The organism is Actinoplanes philippinensis, assembly GCF_900113015.1.
In the GTDB taxonomy this organism is placed as follows: domain Bacteria; phylum Actinomycetota; class Actinomycetes; order Mycobacteriales; family Micromonosporaceae; genus Actinoplanes; species Actinoplanes philippinensis.
The window spans coordinates 146,944-164,425 of sequence record NZ_FONV01000008.1 but is presented as its reverse complement, the minus strand read 5'-3'; the positions used below and the strand labels follow the sequence as shown (position 1 = coordinate 164,425).

The following is a 17,482-nucleotide window of genomic DNA, read 5'->3' as shown; positions in this document are numbered from 1 at the left end:
TTCTCAGCGGGTCCGGGCCTGCAGGGTCAGTCCCATGTTCTCCGGGAAGACGGTGAAGGCGCTGCGCTCGGTGACCGGCCCGGCCGACGTCTCGGGAACCGGGTCGAACTCGGCCGCCACCATCGCCACCACCAGCCGCGCCTCGATCTGGGCGAGGTTGCGGCCGGGACAGAAGCGGGGTCCCCCACCGAACGGCAGGTACGGTTGTGCGTCCGGCGCCGGCGGTGGCGGGCCGCCGTCGAGCCAGCGCTCCGGCCGGAAGTCGTCCGGGTCGGGGAACCGGTCGGCGTCGGTGCGGGCGCCGTTGGTGAGCAGTACGAAGATCGTCGTGCCGCCGGGCACCAGCAGCGGCCCGTCGACCCCGTCGAGCACCACGTCGTCGATCGCCTGCAGGGCCATCGTGGGCGCGGACGGGTGCAGCCGCACGGCCTCGCTGACCACCGCTTCGGCGTACTGCAGGCGGCGCAGTTTTCCGGCGTCGGCGGCGATCGTGTCGGTGCCCAGTTCGCGGTCCGCCTCCTCGCGGACCCGGCGGTGCACCCGTGGGTGGGTGGCCAGGTAGTAGACCGCCCAGGCGGCCAGGGCCGCGGTGGTGTCCTCGCCCGCGAGCAGCATGGTCACCACGTTGCCGGACAGCTCGTCGCGGGTGAGGGCGGGTTCGTCGGCCAGGGGCGCCACCAGGGCCTCGAGGAAGTTGCTGGGTGACGCCCCGGTCGCCATCACCTGCTGGGCCACCGCGAACCGTTCGGCCACCAGGTCGTTCAGCTCGGCCAGGGTGGCCGCGATCCGCTTGTGCCGGGGCAGGGGCAGCCAGCGCCAGTAGGGCACCGGCGCCCCGGTGCGCCGCCCGATCTCCGGGAAGATCTCCGGCAGCCGGGCGTGCAGTCCGTCGCCGGTGCTCTCCAGCGCGTTGAGGTCGTACCCCATGGCCAGGCCCGCGGTGTTGTCCAGGGTGTAGCGCAGCATGTCGTCCAGCACGTCGACCCGCGAGCCGGCGGCCGCCGCCGTCCGCCACTTGCGGCGCAGCCGTTCGGTGCTGCGGACGAGGGTGGTGAAGTAGGCGTTGATGTAGGCCGCGCTGAGGCTGCGGGTGGCCGCCCGGCGCAGCCGTCTCCACTCCTCGCCCTCGGCGGTGAAGACGCCGTGCGCGCCCATCTCATCCAGGACGTTCGACACCCGCGCGCCGCGCCGGAAGGCGCCGGGCCGGTCCCGCAGCATCGTGTCGATCATCCGGGGGTCGGCTGTCACCAGGATCTCCTGCGGCACCCGCAGCCGGAAGGTCGAGCCGTGCTCGTCGCACCACTGGGCCAGGGCGTGATGCCGGCCGGGTCCGGCCAGTGGCAGCAGGTTGCCCACCACCGGCATCCCGTCCGGGATCGGCAGGTCGGCCAGGGTACGTACGGTGGTCGTCGTCATGGGTCCAGTGCACCGGCCGGTTGTCGACGGCTGGTCGATGTCGTCATGCCGGCGGCCGTAGAATCCACGTCCATGCGTGGCGGCTCCTGGTTTCGTGTCCTCGGGCCGGTCCGGGCCGGCCGCGACGATGCCGAGGCCGATCTGGGGACACCGCAGCAGCGGGTCGTGCTGGCGGTGCTCGTGGCCGGGGCGGGTGGCCCGGTGGCCGCCGCGACGATCGCCGACGTGCTGTGGCGCGACGATCCGCCGCGGTCCGCGTCGTCCACGATCCAGCAGTATGTGAGCCGGCTGCGCCGTGCGCTGGGTACGCCCGATGTTATCCGCCGGGTCCGTGGCGGCTACCGGCTCGACGGCGATGACCTCGACGTGCTGACGTGGCGGGGACTCGTCGCCGGTGGGCGTGCCGGGGAGGCGCTGCGGGTGTGGTCGGGGCCGGTCGCGGCGGACCTGCCGGCCGAGTCGCGGGAGCATCCGGTCTTCGCGGGGCTGGCTCGCGAGCATGCGGCGGTGCTGTGTGCGGCCGCTGATCAGGCGCTGGCCTCCGGGCGGGCCGGCGAGCTGACCGGCGCCCTGCAGCTTGCGGTGACCTGGTATCCGTACGACGAGGCGGTGCATGCCCGGCTGATTCGGGTCCTGGCCGCGACCGGCCGGCGCGCCGACGCGCTGCGCCATTTCCATACGGTCCGCGAGGCCCTCACCGGCGAGCTGGGCGTCGAGCCGGGGAAGCTGCTGCAGGATGCTCACCGGCTGGTCCTCGCCGATCCGGAGCCGTCTCCGGCGGAGTCCCGGCAGGAGCCGGTGCCGGGCGGGCCCGCGATGCTGCCGGCCGACCCGCGGACCTTCAGCGGGCGTACGGCCGAGATCGAGCAGCTGGACGCCCTGATGACCGGTGACCGGCCGCTGACCGTGGTGACCGGCCTGGGCGGCGCCGGCAAGACCACCCTGGCCCTGCGCTGGGCTCATCGCCGGGTGGCCGATTTCCCGGACGGCCAGCTCTACGTGGATCTGCGCGGGTTCGCCCCGGGCAACGTGCCGGTCGAGCCGGCCGAGGCGCTGCACACGCTGCTGGAGGCCCTCGGGGTGGCCCGTGCCAACCAGCCGTCGTCGCTCGCGGAGCTGGCCGCCCTCTACCGGACCCGGCTCGACGGGCGCCGGGTGCTCGTGGTGCTGGACAATGCCCGCGACGACGAGCAGGCCCGCCCGCTGCTGCCCGCTGCCGCCGGGTGCGCTGTGGTGGTGACCAGCCGCAGCCACCTGGGTGGGCTGGTGGTGGAGGACGGCGCCCGGTCGATGGGCCTGGACCTGTTCAGCGGCGCCGAGGCGCGCGCCTACCTGCGTTCGCTGCTCGGCGCCCGGGTGGACGCGGAGCCGGACGCGACGGCCGTGATCGCGGAGGTCTGCGGCGGGCTGCCGCTGGCGCTGGCGCTGTGCGTGGCCTGGGCCCGGCGGCATCCCGGGTTCGCCCTCGCCGACGTGGCCGCCGAGCTGCGGCAGCGCGACGGGCTGGACGCGTTCACCGGTGTCGCCGCCGGGCGGGATGTGCGGGCCGTGTTCTCGTGGTCCTACCAGGGTCTCGGGGTGGAGGCGGCGGAACTGTTCCGGGCGCTCGGCGCCCACCCGGGCCCGGATGTGGCGGCCACCACCGTGCGGAGTGTCGCCGGGCTCGACCGGGCCGGGACGCTGCGGTTGCTCACCGAGCTGCTCGACGCCCAGCTGGTGAGCGAGGTGCAGCCCGGGCGGTACGCGATGCACGATCTGGTGCGGGCGTACGCCATCGAGCTCGGCGACCCGCGGGAGCGGCAGCGGACCCTGCGGCGGGTGGTGGACCACTACCTGCATACGTTGATCGGCTGCGCCATGACGGTGGCCCCGCATCGCGCCCCGGTCGACGCCGGCACGCCCGCGCCGGGTGTCACCGCGTGGACCCCGTCCGGCCGGGAACAGGCGCTGGCCTGGTTCGCCGCCGAGCACGACAACCTGCTGGCCGCGTTCGACGCCGCGGAGCGGGCCGGGGCGGACGCGCCGCTGTGGCTGACGTGCTGGGCGTTCGACAGTTTCCTCACCGCCACCCTGGGCCGCTCCGACGAGACGCCGTCGCTGGTGCGGCGGGCTCTGGCCGCCGCCGAGCGGGCCGGTGAGGTGTGGTGGCGCGGCTATCTGCACCACGCTCTCGCCTCCTGGCACTACCAGCGTGGGGACCATCCGGAGGCGCTGCGGCAGCTCGAGACCACGGCGGCGATCGGGCGTGCGGCGGGCGATCCGATCCGGACCGCCGGGGCGCTCGTGCACATCGCCACCGCACTCGTCGACCCGGGTGGCTGGCCCAGCGGCGAGCAGATCGAACGAGCGGGGGCGCTGGCCGACGAGGCCGTGGTGCTCTGCGTCCGGGTCCTGGACGGGGTCGCCGCCGCGACGGAGGCCGACCGGGTCCGGGCCCGGCAGATCCTGGGTGATACGTACTCGTTCACGGCGTTACGGGTGCTGCACCGCACCGGGGACCTGGCGGCCGCCGAGGCCGAACTCGGCAACGGGCTGCGGATCCACGGGAACGCGCCGTACCTCACCGTGTGGCTGCTGGAGAACATGGCCCGGTTCCGGAGCCGTCTCGGGGACGACGCCGCCGCGGTACGGACCTACGAGCAGGCGATCGCTCTCGGGGACGACGCGTGGGCGACGACCGCGATGCTGACCGCCGTCGCCGAGTGCCACGCCCGTCTGGGCGATCCGGACCGGCTCGCCGAGGTCCGCGACCGGGTGTTGCGTGACCTCGACGGCGTCTACCACTCCAATGCGGCCGGCCTGCGGGCCCGGCTGGCGGCGCTCACCACCACGGCGACGGCCTGACACCGCGGTCATCCGACGCGGCGCAGCGAGGTCCGGGCCAGATGGGTGCCGGCGCGCGATGACAGGGTCCGGCGGACGGGACGGCGGCGGGCCGGTGCCGGTGCGGTGGCGGCCGGCGGTGCGGGCGCCAGCGACGGGTCGCCGGCCAGGATGCGCCGGTGCACGTCACGCATCCGCGGCCCCGGTTCCAGGCCCAGCTCGTCGAGCAGGTTCCGGCGGACCCGGCGGTAGTGCTCCAGCGCCTCGGCGATCCGGCCACTGCCGTACAGGGCCTGCATGGTCAGCGTCTGTGCGTCCTCCCACAGCGGGTTCGCGGCGGCCATCGCGACGGCCTCGGGCAGCACCTCACGGTGCCGGCCCAGAGCCAGCTGCGCGGTCAGCAGATCCACCCGGGCGGTGTCCACCAGCTGCTGGAGGCGCGACTGCTGCCAGCCGGCGTACGGGCCGGACGTCCCGGCCAGCGGCTGCCCGTGCCACAGGGCCAGGGCGGCGGTCTGCTCCCGGGCGGCGGCGTCGTGGTCACCACAGCGGGCCGCCACCGCGCCGCGTGCCGTGTGCCGCTGGAACCGCGCCAGGTCCAACGCCTCCGGCGGCACGTCCAAGGCGTATCCGCCGCCGATCGACACCAGGCGCGAGCCGGCGCCGAGGACGGCCCGGAGGCGGGAGATGTAGGTGCGGATGGTCGTCCCCGCGGACCGGGGTGGCTGATCTCCCCACATCCCTTTGATCAACTCGTCGAGGGTGGCCACCGCACGCTCATTGAGCAGCAGCATCGCCAGGGTGGTCCGCTGTTGCGGCGAACCGAGATCGATCTCGGCGCCGGCGCGCCACGCCCGCACCGGGCCGAGAACGCTGAAGGTCGGGAACTCACGAACGACATCAACCATGCCGGGAAGCGTAGGAGGGCGCGCCGATACGAACGTTGAGCGAAAACCTGAACGCCGTGTTCAGGTTTTCGTGTCATCGCGGCGTTGACAGCCGGCTGGTGCGCTGTAGCCATGAGATCCGACGATGTGCCCCGCCGCGGCCGGGACCGCGCCGCCCTGGTCCACGGGGCCGTCTCCCACTCCTGGCCGGTCTTCGCGGGACGTGTGCGGGCCGTCGCGGCGATGTTGCACACGCTCGGCGTACGTCCGGGTGACGGGGTGGTGTTCGCCGCGCCCCTCGGGCCGGCCACGCTGGAGGTGGCGCTCGGCTGCGCCCGGATCGGCGCCGTCTTCACCCCGATGGCGGCCGGGTCGTCGCCGGACGCGCTCGTCGACGCTGCGTCCCGGTGCGGCGCGCCGGTGATCCTGGCGGGGCCCGCGAACGCCGCCGTCCGGGCATGGACCGGCACCCTGATCGACCTCGGCCGCGACTACGAACGGCTGCTGGCCGGCGCCACCGGCACACCGCCGGCGGGGCCGCAGGGTGACGCGCCGTTCTGCCGGTTCCCCGCCGACGGCGACACCGTGCTGACCCACACCGCGGTGGCCGCGGCCGGTGACACCCTGGCCGGCGTCACCGGCCTGCGGTCGGCGAGCGTCAACCTGGTCGCCGCCCCGCTGATCGTCGCGGCGGCCTTCGTCCAGGCGGTCACCGCGATCCGGTACGGCGCGACCACGGTGCTCCCGGTCGACGGGTCACCGGCCACCGTCCTGGACACCATGGCACGGGCCGGGGTCACCCACGCCTTCGTGACGCCGGGCCTGCTGGCCGCGGTCGTCGCCGAGCCCCGCGACCGGATCGGCCCGCTGCCGGCACGGCCCCATGTTCTGTACGCCCATGGCCGGCTCACTCCGGCCATCGCTCGGGCGTGCACCACGGAGTTGCGTACCGACCTGGCGCGTCTGCACGGGTGTGCCGAGATCGGCGGGATGCTGACGCTGCTGAGTCCGGAGGACCACCGCGACGGCAGCCGGACGCAGCGGCTGGCGTCGGTCGGCAGGCCGTTGCCGGGGGTGCTGCTGCGGATCGTGGACCCGGCGTCGCGGCGGGCGCTGGCGACCGGGCGGCCCGGTCTGGTCCAGGCGTGGACGGCCGGCACCGGTGACCGTTGGATCGACACCGGCGACACCGGATGTCTGGACGCCGACGGCTACCTCTACCTGACCGCCGAGTCCGGATGACCGGCGGTGTCCAGGCCGCGCATCTGCTCGCGCAGCCGCTGCGCGACGCTGTGATGAACGCCGTCGATCAGGTGCAGCACCTCGTCGCGGTGCCGGGCGGCCGCCTCCCGGTCGCCCAGCTCGTGCCGGCAGACGGCCAGGCTCGCGAGCATGTCGGGGCGGGGTGTCTCGTGCGGCAACAGCAGGGCGAGCGCCTCGGTGTACGCGGCGGCGGCCGCCGCGTGATCGCCGGTGAACAGGTGGACGCGTCCCAGCTCGTTCCAGGTGTTCTGCAGGCCGATCCGGTCGCCGGCGGTCCGGCAGGCGTCGAGGGAGCGGTGCAGGTGCCGTACCGCCGCGGCCGGTCCGCCGGAGCCGTGGAGCAGGCTCCAGGCCTTCATCGGGGTCACCGCGATGCGCAGCCGGCGGGCGCTGGCAGCCCGGTCCGCGGGGCCGCCGGCCGCGTCGATGCGGTCGCACAGTCGCAGTGCCTCGTCGGCGTACCGCTCGGCCATCGCGGCGCCGTCCGGGCCGGGCGGGTCCATCAGGTCGCAGTAGGTGGCCGCGAGGGCGCCCAGCCCGTACCCCGTCCACAGGTCGTCGCCCTCCGCGCGGCCCAGGTCCACCAGCTGCCCGGCCCAGCCGCGGGAGGCGACCGGATCCCACAGCGCCATGGCCGCACGGCCGAGGGTGTTCAGCAGATACCACTGCCACCAGCTCTCGCCGTGTCGGCGTGCCGCGGCCAGCGCTCGCTCGGCGAGCGCCGTCGACTCCTGCCAGCCTCCGCCGTGGTGCTGCAGGTAGGGGTTGACCGCCCAGGACAGCCGCCACAGATGGCTGTCGTTGCCGGACTCGGTGGCGAGGTCGGCGGCGGCGCGCAGGTTGTCGCGTTCGAGGGCGAACCACGACGTGGCCGACGCCTGGTCGCCGAACCGCAGTGGGGTGACGCCGGGCAGAACCGGACCGCAGTCGACGTGCGACCGGTTCGCGTTGATCCGGTGTACTGCGGCGACGGCGGTCTGCACGTAGTGGTCGAGCAGCCGGCGCACCGCCTCCCCGGTTTCGGCGGGTGGGTCGCCGTCGACCAGTTCGGCGGCGAACGCCCGGACCAGGTCGTGACTGACGTACCGGCCCGGCCGTCGTTCGGTGAGCAGGTTGGCGTCGACCAGTTCGTCCAGCGGCCCGCGGATCGCTGCGGGGTCCTGCCCTGCGGTGCTCGCCAGTGTGGTTCGGGCGACGTCCGGGCCGGGGTGCAGCGCCGTCAGCCGCAACAGCCGGGCCGCCGGGTCCGACAGGTGCCGGTAGGACCAGGAGAAGACGGTCCGGACGTCGTGGCGGGCGCCGGCGACGGTGAACGCGTCCAGGCCGGGCGCGGCGTCGAGTTCGTCGGCGATGGCGGCCAGCGGGAACCGCGGGTGCCGGCCGGCCCACGCCGCACAGACGGCCAGGGCCAGCGGCAGGCCGCCGCAGATGCCGACGATGCGGTCGGCTGCCTCCGGCTCGGCGCCGACCCGGGCGTCGCCGAGCCGTGCGGCCAGGAAGGCACGCGACGACTCGGCCGGCAGCGGTCCGAGGACCACCGCCTCGGCGCCCTCGTAGGCGACCAGCCCGCCCAGGTAGCGGCGGGAGGTGACCACGACGGCGCAGCCCGGTCCGCCCGGCAGCAGCGGCCGTACCTGTTCCTCGTCGGCTGCGTTGTCCAGCACGACGAGCATCCGCCGTGCGGCCAGCGTGCTGCGGTACAGGGCGGACAGCCCGGGCAGATCCTCCGGCTGGCGGGCGCCGGGCACACCGAGCGCCTCCAGAAAGCCGCGCAGCGCCACGGCGGGGCGCACCGGCTCGGCGACCGGCGCGAAGCCGCGCAGGTCGACGAAGAGCTGGCCGTCCGGGAAGCTCGGCGCGAAGCGGTGGGCGAGGTGGGTGGCCAGGGCGGTCTTGCCGACCCCACCGAGGCCGGAGATCACCGCCAGCACGCCGCGGGAGTCGCCGGCGAGCCGGTCGAGGGCCAGCATCTCATCGGTACGGCCGGTGAATCCGGCCGGCGCGGCGGGCAACTGTGCGGGCCGTGCCGGTTCGGCGGGAGGTGGCGCGACAGTCGCCGGGGCCGGATCGCGCAGCAGGTCGCGGTGTGCCCGTTGCAGGTCGGCGCCGGGTTCCACGCCCAGCTCGTCCACCAGCCGGTCACGCAGCTGCTGGAAGCGGGTCAGGGCGTCGGCCCGGCGGCCGTTCCCGGCGAGCAGCCGCAGCAGCCGGGCCTGAAGCCCTTCGTCGTACGGGTGCCATGCCGCCCCCTGTTCCAGCAGTGGCAGCACCTGCTCGGGCGGGGCGGAGTCCGCCGCCGCGCGTACCGCTGTCACGTACTCCTGGCCGACGGCGACGAACGCGGGATGCTCACGGACGGTGGACGGCATGTCGGCGGCGACCGGCCCGCGCCACAGCCGCAGCGCTTCGACCAGCGCGCCGCCGGCTCGCAGCTGCCGGAAGCGGGCCAGGTCCACGACGCGATCGCCGGTGAGCACGTAGCCGCCGCGGGATCGTTCGATCCAGCGGCCGCCGCCGGGCGCGGGGCCCAGCGCACGGCGCAGCCGGCTGACGTACTGGTGCACCATCGTGGCCGGGTCGGCGGCCGACCCGGTGCGCCACAGCACGTCGATGATCGTGTCGGTGCCGACCGGCTCGTCGCCGCCGAGCACGAGCAGGACCGCCAGCAGGGCCCGCTGCTGCGGCGCGCCCAGGTCGAGATCGCGGCCGTCGCGGCGGCCGGTCAGCGGGCCGAGCAGGGAAAGCTCGAGGCGCATCATCCGCTCCTCCCCCGATGCCGGGTCATCAAATCATGCGGCACGCCGGGCGGGACCACGGCGGACCTGGTCACGTGCCTTCGCGTAGGTGCTCTTGCCGAACATCCGCCACAGCAGCCGCGCCGGTGGCGGCAGCTCGGTCAGGAACCGCCGGCGCTCCTCTGCGGTGGCGTCCTCGAGCATCGCGCCGAGCTGGATCAGCGCCAGCTTGAGGTTGACCGGCGGCCCGCCGCGGGCGCGTTTGTTCATCGCGTCCCACTCCGCCTGCGTGACGTGGGCGGCGACCAGTGGCAGCAGGTCGCGTTCCTCGTCGTCGAGGTGCTCGTCGAGGACCGCCGACGCCTGTGCGAGCAGGTCGGCGAGCTGATCGCGGGTGTCGGCCGAGGCGGTGGCCCGCCAGGAGCCGTTCAGGGGGATCAGCCGGGACAGCAGACCCTCGAGCCGGGAGTGTTGCGCCTCCATCCGGTGCACCAGGTCGGCGTGCAGCCCCACCCGGTCCAGCATGATCGGCCAGAGCAGCTCGTCCTCGGCCTCGTGGTGGTGGTGCAGCATGGTGACGACGGTGGCGAGGTGGCCGCCGACGGTCCTGGAACGGGCCAGGTCACCGGCCGGGACGGCCCGGATGACGGCCGGCAGGATCCGGAACTCGCGGCGGTAGAGGCGGTGTGCCAGCACCATCTCCCAGGTGTCCACAGGTGTGGTCGTGTTGGTCATGGAAGCACCTTGACGGCCGGGTTTTGCAGTTTCTTTGCAGTCGTCGGGAGGTGCGTATGCTGCAGCGCGTGCTGACGTGTCGGGTGCTGGGGCCGTTGGAGGTGCTGACCGGCGACGATCGGGTGGACCTCGGCGGTCCCCGGCCCCGGCGTCTGGTGGCGGCGCTGGTCGCGGCGCGGGGCGAGCCGGTGACCGAGGACCGGCTGACCGAGGCGGTCTGGGGCGATGCTCCCCCGGCGAACCCGGCGGCGTCGCTGGCGGCGTATGTGTCGCGGTTGCGCCGGGCGTTCGGCTCGTCCGGCGCCGGCGCGCTGGCCCGTGGCGCGGGCGGCTGGTCGCTGGCCGCGGCCAGCGACGTGGCCGATTTCGAGGCGGCGGTCGCCCGGGGCCGGGAGGCGTTACGGGCGGGACGGCCCGGCGACGCGCTGCCGGCGTTGCGGGCGGCGCTGCGGCTGTGGCGTGGCCGGCCTTATCCGGAGCTGGAGGAGTACGCCGGCCCGGACCGGGCGGCGCTCACCGAGCTGCGCTCGGTCGCGACCGAGGAGACGGCGGCGGCGCTGCTGGCGGTCGGCGACGCTCCGGCGGCGGTGCGAGAGCTTCATCCGGCGGTACGTGAGGAGCCGTACCGGGAACGCCGCTGGGAGCTTCTGATCCTCGCCCTGTATCGCAGCGCGCGTCAGGGCGAGGCGTTGTCGGCGCTGCGTGAGGTGCGGGCGTTGCTCGCCGACGATCTGGGTGTCGACCCGGGCCCGGAGTTGCAGAGCCTGGAGCGCCGGTTGCTCGCGCAGGACCCGGCGCTGTTGCTGGCGCCGCCGTCGGTTCGTCCGCCGTCGCTGCCCCGGCCGCTGTCGCGGTTCGTCGGCCGTACCGCCGAACGGGCCCTGCTGACCACCGCGCTGCGGGAGTCGCGGCTGGTCACGCTGGTCGGGCCGGGTGGCGCGGGCAAGACCCGGCTGGCCGTGGAGTGGGCGGCCGACGCCTTCCTGGTCCGGCTCGCCGACGTCCGGTCGCCCGGCAACCTGCCGTCCGCGGTGGCCACGGCGCTGGGCCTGGTGGAGACGCCGCCCCGGTTCACCGGATTCCGCGGGCTGCTGGTGCTGGACAACTGCGAGCATCTGATCGAGCCGGTCGGTGACCTGGTGCTGGCCCTGCTCGCCGACAGTCCGGGGCTACGGGTCCTGGCGACCAGCCGGGAGGCGCTCGGCGTCGACGGCGAACGGCTGCTGCCGGTGGATCCGCTGCCCCGGGCCGACGCGGTCACCCTGCTCACCGATCGGATCGCCGCGGTACGCCCCGGCTGGCGCCCCGGTGCCGGGGACGTCGCCCCGCTGGACCGGCTGGCGGCCAGCCTGGACGGCATCCCCCTGGCCCTGGAGCTGGCGGCGGCACGGGCCCGGGTGCTCGGCATCGAGGAGCTGGCCGATCTGGTCGGCGAACGGTTCCCGGCACTCGGCCGGTCCCCGCGGGGCGGTCTCTCCCCGCACGCCACCCTGGAGGCCACGGTGGCGTGGAGCGTGGACCTGCTGCCACCGCGGGACCGGCGCCTGTTCCTGCGGTTGTGGCCGTTCGAGGGCGGTTTCACCCTGGAGGGCGCGGCCGCGCTCGGCTCCGACCTGGCTGCCTTGTCGTCGCTGGTCACTCGCTCGGTGGTGGTTGCGGACACCACTGTCACGCCGGCCCGGTACCGGCTGCTGGAGATGATCCGGGCGTACTGCCGCGACCATGATCCGGATGCGGTGGCGAGCCGGGCCGCGCATGCCGCGTGGGTGCGGGGGCTCGTGGCGCGTACCGTGCCGGAGTTGCGGGGTGCGCGGTCGGCGTGGGCGATCCGGGTGCTCAACCGGGAGCTGCCGAACCTGCGGGCCGGGCTGCTCCACGACCTCGCCGCCGATCCCGGCGCCGCTCTGCGCACGGCGGCCCTGCTGGAGTGGTTCTGGCTGCGTGGTGGGCACACTGTGGAGGGTCTGCAGGTGCTGACCGCGGCGCTGGAGGGGGCGCCCGGCGCGCCGCCGGAGGACCGGGCGCGGGCTCTGTCGGCGTGTGCCGCGTTGCATTGGATCGGTGGTGATCTGGCCGAGGTCCGCCGCAGGCTCGATGAGGCGGTCGGCGCGCTGGGTGAGCCGTCCGGCGACGAGGGCCACCGGCTGCTGGGGCAGTTGCGCTATTACGAGGCGCTGCTGTTGAGCACCGACGGCGACTTCGACAGCGCCGCCGCGGCGGCCCGGGAGGCGGTCGCGCTGGCCGCCACGACCGGGGCCGCCTGGTTCGGGGTGCTGCCGCAGGCCGCGCTCGGTGCGGCGCTGATCGGGCAGGGGGACGTCGCCGGCGGCCGGCGGCTGCTGGACACCGCGATCGGCGAGGCGCGGCGAGCCGGGTACGGGTGGAGCGGCGGCCTGGCATCCCATCTGCTGGCCCGCTCGTGGCTATCGGAGGATCCGGATCGGGCGATCGCGCTGCTGCACGACGCGATCACCTGGTTCCGTGCCGAGGACGACCTGTCGGAGGTGCTGGCCTGCCTGGCCCACGGCGCCGTCGCCCTGTTCGGCATCGGCCGGACCGGAACGGCTGCCACGCTGGTCGTGGCCGTCTTCGGTCACGCGGCTCGCCGCGGCATCCGCTTGGACAACGCCGACCCGCCGGCCATGGCGGCGCTGAGGTCCCGGCTGGCGGCACTCGACGACGATGTGCGGGCCGAGGCACAGGCCCGCGCCGAGACCCTGACCGTGGAGGAGATGATCGGTCTTCTGTCGTGGCGGGCGGAGCAGCCGCAGCACACGGGTACGGGGCAAGGGGCCGGCGGCTACCGGGGGACCAGGCGAAGCAGCAGCGTGGCCCCGGCGCGGTCCGGCGGGTAGCCGCCGTACTTCTTCTCGAACTGGGCGAGGACCTCGGCCGTCGTGCCGGGTACCTGGTCCTCGTCCAGGCGGATCAGGTCGAACTCCCGGCTCTGCTGCCCCGACCGGCGGGGCGGCCAGACGGCGAGCGCGCCGAACGACGCCTCGGTGTGCGGTTGCTCGCCGGGGCCGGGCAGCATCCGTGCGGCGAACTGGTTGGCGAGGGGGCCGGTGCCGTCGATGTAGATGACGTCCTCGGCACTGATGTACGGCACGGGAACGGCCTCCAGTGGCGTCCCGCCGTGGGTGAGGGTCACCGTGAGCCGCCAATACCGGTCGAGGGTGCGGATGTAGTCGCGGTGGTCCCAGAGTTCGTCGAAGCGCCGGTCCACGAACTGGCCCCAGGGGCTCGCCATGTCGACCTCGAGTTGCGGCACGTCGAAGGAGACCTTGCCGATCGGGAAGAACGAGATCAGCGCGCGCCCGTCCCACTGGTAGAGCTGGATCGAGGGTGACGCGTCGTACACGCAGACCTTCAGCAGTGAGCGTTGCTCGGCGCTGTCGAGTCCTTCGCGGAACGCGTGCAGGTGCCGCAGGTTCTCCATGATCTGGGCTGCGACGTCGATCTGACGGCGCTCCAGTTCGTCGGTGCGCTGCTGCGCGGCTGCCGAGCCGGGGTCGAGCAGCAGCACCCGGATGGTCGCGCCCTGCTCGAGTGCCTCCCGCATCGCGTGCAACGTGCGGGCTCGGGCCTTGCCCTGCAGCAGGATGGTCCAGGTGTCCAGGATCCGGATGTTGCGGCGGGTCTCCCGGATCCGGTCGATGAAGGCGGTCTGGTCGAATCGGTCGTGCTCCTGCACGCGCGCTTTCCGGGCTTCCTCGAACAACGGATCGAAGATCACGTAGGACACGGCGGCGAGCACCATGCTGGAGCCGAGATTCAGCAGGAGATCGCTGTAGAAACCGTGCAAGGACCGGGCCGCCACCAGCATGCCGACCGAGGTGGCGAACAGCAGGACCCCGATCAGCACGGTACGCGTCCGCAGGTGCCGGACACCACCGAGGCGCCACCGAGCCATCATCCACCCCTCCCCCGATACAGTCATGATCACCGATCGAGGCGAGGGCGGGCAAGGCCGCCGGCACGCGCGCGTGCCGAGGTTCGGAGGGGTCGTGATCCACCCGGGACGGACGGGCGGCCGGTGCCGCCCGTCCGCGTCGGGTCAGACCGCGGTGCGGCCGCCGTCGACCGGGACCACGGCCCCGTGCATGAAGGAGGCGTCGTCGCCGGCGAGGAAGACGATCGCGGCGGCGATCTCCTCAGGGCCGGCCGCGCGGCCGGCCGGTGCGGCGGACGCCAGGTTGCCCAGGTTCTCGCCCATCGCGGCGGTTCCCTCGGTACGGGTCGGGCCCGGGCTCACCGCGTTGACCCGGACCCCGGCCGGGCCGAACTCGGCGGCCCACGAGCGGGTCAGCGACGCGATCGCGGCCTTGCTGGAGCCGTACAACCCCATGCCGGCCATGCCGAACTCGGCGACCATCGTGGTCACGTTCACGATCGTGCCGCCACCGCGGGCGGCCATCTTCGGAGCGAGTTCGGCCACCAGGAAGTACGGCGCCTTCACGTTCAGCGCGTAGACCTGGTCGAACTGCTCCGTGGTCGTCGAGGCGGTCGGCCCGAACGGGAACACGCCGGCGCTGTTGACCAGGATGTCGATCGGTCCGGCGAGCCGTTGCGCGGTGGCCGCGAGTTTCCGGGCCGACCGTTCGCCGTCCAGGTCCGCCGCGACGAAGTGCGCCGTGCCGCCGGCCTTGGCGATCTCGTGGACCGTCTGCTCGCCGCGCAGCGTGTCACGGCCGGTGATCACCACCGTGGCGCCCAGGGCGGCCAGCGCCGTCGCGGTGGCCCGCCCGATCCCGCTGTTGCCGCCGGTGACCAGGGCCGTCTTGCCCGACAGTGCAGTTGCCATGTCCGTACACCTTCTCTGTTCCGCGGCCCCGGATCGGGCTCGCGAAGGGTGTAAGCCGATCGCCGGGCGCCGCCATCCCGGCCGCGATAAGCCCGGCTTATCGGCCGTCATCAGGGCCGATGTGGTGCGATGCCGGGGTGGAGCTGCGAGAGTTGCGGACCTTCGTCGCCGTCGCCGAGGCCGGCCGTGGCGCCCGGGCGGTTCCTGATCGCCGAGGTGAAGTTCGCTGCGGTCAGCTCCGGTCAGGCGTTCGCGTTCGCGCCCCGCGACTGGTCGACGCCACTGCCGGCCGGCGTGGTCTGGCGGCCGTTGACCGGATCCCCGCTGGTCCGGCGCACCTGGGCGGTCTGGCCGGCCGACTCCCGCCGGCGTGACCTGGCCACCCTGATCGCCCAGCTGGACCAAGGACTGTAGGGCGGCACCCACGACCGCTGTCGACGCCGGGAACGAGGACGGGCCGGATCGTGGGATCTGTCGGTGAGGTCGTCCGGCCGCGCCGCCCCTCGACGAGCCGCTAGCCGATGAGTGCCCGGACGCCGGCCGGTGGCAGGACGAAGAAGTAGCCGCCGCCGAACGGCAGCAGATACCGTTCCATCGCCTCGCCGGCGAGGCGGCGCTGGATCGTGGCGAAGCCCTTCTCCACGTCGCGCTGGTAGCAGATGAAGATCTGGCCGGTGTTCTCCGCGGACAGCCGGTAGGTGTAGCCGTGCCGCAGGATGCGGTGGGCCATGCTGTCCGGTGTTCTCGGGTTCGCCAGGCGGATGTGGGCGTCGACGGCGATCGCCTCGCCGTCGAGGTCGGGTTCGTCGGTCTGTCGTTGCCCGCTCAGGGGGGCTCCGGTGTCCTTGCGCCGGCCGATCACGCGTTCCTGCTCGGCGACCGGATCGGAGTCCCAGGTCGGCATCGCCATCTGGATGAGCCGGACCACCTGGTAGGTGCCGCCGGTGCACCAGGCGGGTTCGCCGTCGCCGGGCTGCACCCAGACCAGTTCGCCCATCAGCTGCCGGTCGGCGGCGTCCGGGTTGCCGAGGCCTTCCTGGAACCCGAACGCGTTGCGGGTGCCGGGTCCGGGCGCGTTCGGGTGGGAGCCCTCGATGCTCCATCGCCGTCGCAGGCCCGGCATGGAGGGGCGGGTCAGCGCGCGCAGCGTTTCGAGGTCGTCGGCGACAGCTTGCACGAGCAGGTCGCCGTGGCACCACTGCGGGTCGGGCACGTCGGCTCGGAAGGCGGGCATCTGGCTGAGCAGGCGGGGCCTGTCGATCGGGAACCGGCCGTCGAACAGCGACGCCCCTACCGCGATCGTGGCGGCGGTGCCGCGCAGGTGTTCCTCGAGGGCGGACAGCGGCGCCGCCAGGTCGGCGCCGCTGATGTCGTAGGCGGTCAGGATTGCAGCCCGGCGGACCGGCGCGACCACGACGGGGTTGCCGGTGAGCACGCTGGGGGCGGTCCGCACCGGTGGCGGAGCGGGAGCGGGATCGGGATCGGAGCAGCCGGTCAGGCCGGCCGCCGCGCTCGTGAGCCCGGCGGCCAGCACTGTCCGGCGACGGGGGCCGGTCATCGGCGGCGGAGGCTCTCGACCGGTGGATGCTCGACGTAGAGCAGCCGGTTGGGTGAGCCGAGAAGCGTGTCCGCGCGCAGCGCACCGGGGGTGGCGCTGGCGGTCAGCGCGGCGGCCACCTGGGCCGGTGTCAGTGTCGGCTGGTCGGCGAGCAGCAGCGCGGCGGCCCCGGCGACGTGCGGCGCCGCCATGGACGTTCCTTTGAGGACGCGCGTGGCGTTGTCGGTGGCGTTGTGGGCCGACCGGATCTCCTGGCCGGGGGCGAACAGGTCGACGCACGTGCCGTAGTCGGAGCCGGACTGGGTGCCGCCCCAGCCGGTCGCGCGTTCCCCGATGGAGTTGCTCGCTGCGACGGTGATCGCGCCGGGCACCGCCGCCGGGCTGTAGTCGCAGGCGTTGGCGTTCCAGTTGCCGGCCGCCACGACATAGGTGAAGCCGGCGTTGATCGAGTTGGTGACGGCGGTGTCCAGGGCGGTGGACCGCGAGCCGCCCAGGCTCATGTTGACCACCGCGGGGCGGACGCCGTTCTGCGTGATCCAGTCGACGCCGGCGATGATCTCGCTGTAGAGGCCCGCGTTGTCGCAGCCGAGCACCCGCACCGAGACCAGCGACACCCGTGAGGCGATGCCGAAGGTGGCGCCGCCCACCGTGCCGGCCACGTGGGTGCCGTGCCCGTCGACGTTGCAGTCCTGGCCGTTCCAGCCGTCCTGCACGGTGTCCACGCCGATGGTGGCGCGCCCGCCGAACTGGCTGTGCGTGGTGCGGATGCCGGTGTCCATGACGTAGGCGGTCACACCGCTGCCGGCCGAGTCCGGGAAGCTGTACATGTCGTCCAGCACCGACGAGCGCTGGTCGACCAGGTCGAGGTTCCACAACGGGTACGGTCGCGACGTCGTCCCGTACGCGACGGCGTCGGCCTCGACCCGGGCCACCCGGGGGTCGGCGGCGAGCCGGCGGGCCTGGGTCTCGGTCGCCCGTAGCGCGAAGCCGTGCAGGGCCGTGCCGTAGGAGTGGACGACCTCCCCGCCGTAGCGGTCGGTGACCGAGTCCGACGCGAGGGCCGCGGGTCCGGCGTCGGCCTTGAGCGTGACGATGTAGCGGTCCTTGACGGCTCCTGCGGCCGGCACGTGCACCGGGCCGGTCAGGGGCGCCGCCGCCGCGCTGCCGGCGGCACCGGTCAGCGTGACGGCGACCGCGGCAGCGAGCATCGTTCCGGCGAGTCGCCGGGTACGTCTTCCCATCGTGTCCTCCCCCATGTGCG

12 protein-coding genes are annotated in these 17,482 nt (G+C 74.0%); 4 read left to right on the top strand and 8 right to left on the bottom strand.

The features are described 5' to 3' along the window. Positions 1 to 3: 3 nt before the first annotated feature. Positions 4 to 1,416 carry a cytochrome P450 gene (locus BM290_RS47440; RefSeq protein WP_143133871.1) on the bottom strand — a complete coding sequence of 471 codons (1,413 nt, stop codon included), beginning with the start codon at positions 1,414 to 1,416 and terminating at the stop codon, positions 4 to 6. Between the two features lie 72 nt (positions 1,417 to 1,488). Here BM290_RS47440 and BM290_RS21895 point away from each other — a divergent pair, with 72 nt between their 5' ends. Then, the gene (locus BM290_RS21895) at positions 1,489 to 4,260 is read left to right on the top strand and encodes an AfsR/SARP family transcriptional regulator (protein WP_177319837.1); all 2,772 of its coding nucleotides are present in this window, start codon (positions 1,489 to 1,491) and stop codon (positions 4,258 to 4,260) included. 8 nt (positions 4,261 to 4,268) lie between these two features. Here BM290_RS21895 and BM290_RS21890 read toward each other — a convergent pair whose 3' ends face one another. Beyond that, on the bottom strand, positions 4,269 to 5,147 hold the full coding sequence (locus BM290_RS21890) for an AfsR/SARP family transcriptional regulator (protein WP_093616946.1): 879 nt from the start codon (positions 5,145 to 5,147) through the stop codon (positions 4,269 to 4,271). Between the two features lie 111 nt (positions 5,148 to 5,258). On the opposite strand from BM290_RS21890, the gene BM290_RS21885 reads away from it, so the two are divergent. After that, on the top strand, positions 5,259 to 6,368 hold the full coding sequence (locus tag BM290_RS21885; RefSeq protein ID WP_093616944.1) for a class I adenylate-forming enzyme family protein: 1,110 nt from the start codon (positions 5,259 to 5,261) through the stop codon (positions 6,366 to 6,368). Here BM290_RS21885 and BM290_RS21880 read toward each other — a convergent pair. Continuing rightward, positions 6,344 to 9,145, bottom strand: coding sequence for an AfsR/SARP family transcriptional regulator (locus BM290_RS21880; protein ID WP_177319836.1), 2,802 nt, complete (start codon positions 9,143 to 9,145; stop codon positions 6,344 to 6,346). The two genes, BM290_RS21885 and BM290_RS21880, sit on opposite strands and share 25 nt — an antisense overlap. 33 nt (positions 9,146 to 9,178) lie before the next feature. Then, on the bottom strand, positions 9,179 to 9,859 hold the full coding sequence (locus BM290_RS21875) for a hemerythrin domain-containing protein (protein ID WP_093616940.1): 681 nt from the start codon (positions 9,857 to 9,859) through the stop codon (positions 9,179 to 9,181). A gap of 68 nt (positions 9,860 to 9,927) precedes the next feature. On the opposite strand from BM290_RS21875, the gene BM290_RS21870 reads away from it, so the two are divergent. Continuing rightward, positions 9,928 to 12,714, top strand: a complete 2,787-nt coding sequence (locus tag BM290_RS21870) for an ATP-binding protein (protein ID WP_177319835.1) — start codon at positions 9,928 to 9,930, stop codon at positions 12,712 to 12,714. On the opposite strand, the gene BM290_RS21865 is transcribed toward BM290_RS21870, so the two are convergent. Next, on the bottom strand, positions 12,660 to 13,775 hold the full coding sequence (locus tag BM290_RS21865; protein ID WP_093616936.1) for a hypothetical protein: 1,116 nt from the start codon (positions 13,773 to 13,775) through the stop codon (positions 12,660 to 12,662). The two genes, BM290_RS21870 and BM290_RS21865, sit on opposite strands and share 55 nt — an antisense overlap. 141 nt (positions 13,776 to 13,916) lie before the next feature. Continuing rightward, positions 13,917 to 14,663, bottom strand: a complete 747-nt coding sequence (locus BM290_RS21860) for an SDR family NAD(P)-dependent oxidoreductase (protein WP_093616934.1) — start codon at positions 14,661 to 14,663, stop codon at positions 13,917 to 13,919. Positions 14,664 to 14,849: 186 nt separating this feature from the next. Here BM290_RS21860 and BM290_RS21855 point away from each other — a divergent pair, with 186 nt between their 5' ends. Next, the gene (locus BM290_RS21855) at positions 14,850 to 15,077 is read left to right on the top strand and encodes a LysR substrate-binding domain-containing protein (RefSeq protein WP_177319834.1); all 228 of its coding nucleotides are present in this window, start codon (positions 14,850 to 14,852) and stop codon (positions 15,075 to 15,077) included. A gap of 100 nt (positions 15,078 to 15,177) precedes the next feature. Here BM290_RS21855 and BM290_RS21850 read toward each other — a convergent pair whose 3' ends face one another. Both BM290_RS21850 and BM290_RS21845 read right to left on the bottom strand, forming a co-directional pair. Then, complete coding sequence (locus BM290_RS21850) at positions 15,178 to 16,221, bottom strand: Dyp-type peroxidase (protein WP_093616932.1); 1,044 nt, start codon at positions 16,219 to 16,221, stop codon at positions 15,178 to 15,180. Continuing rightward, positions 16,218 to 17,462 carry a S8 family peptidase gene (locus tag BM290_RS21845; RefSeq protein WP_239143986.1) on the bottom strand — a complete coding sequence of 415 codons (1,245 nt, stop codon included), beginning with the start codon at positions 17,460 to 17,462 and terminating at the stop codon, positions 16,218 to 16,220. Before BM290_RS21845 ends, BM290_RS21850 begins: the two co-directional genes overlap by 4 nt. Between the last annotated feature and the right edge of the window lie 20 nt (positions 17,463 to 17,482).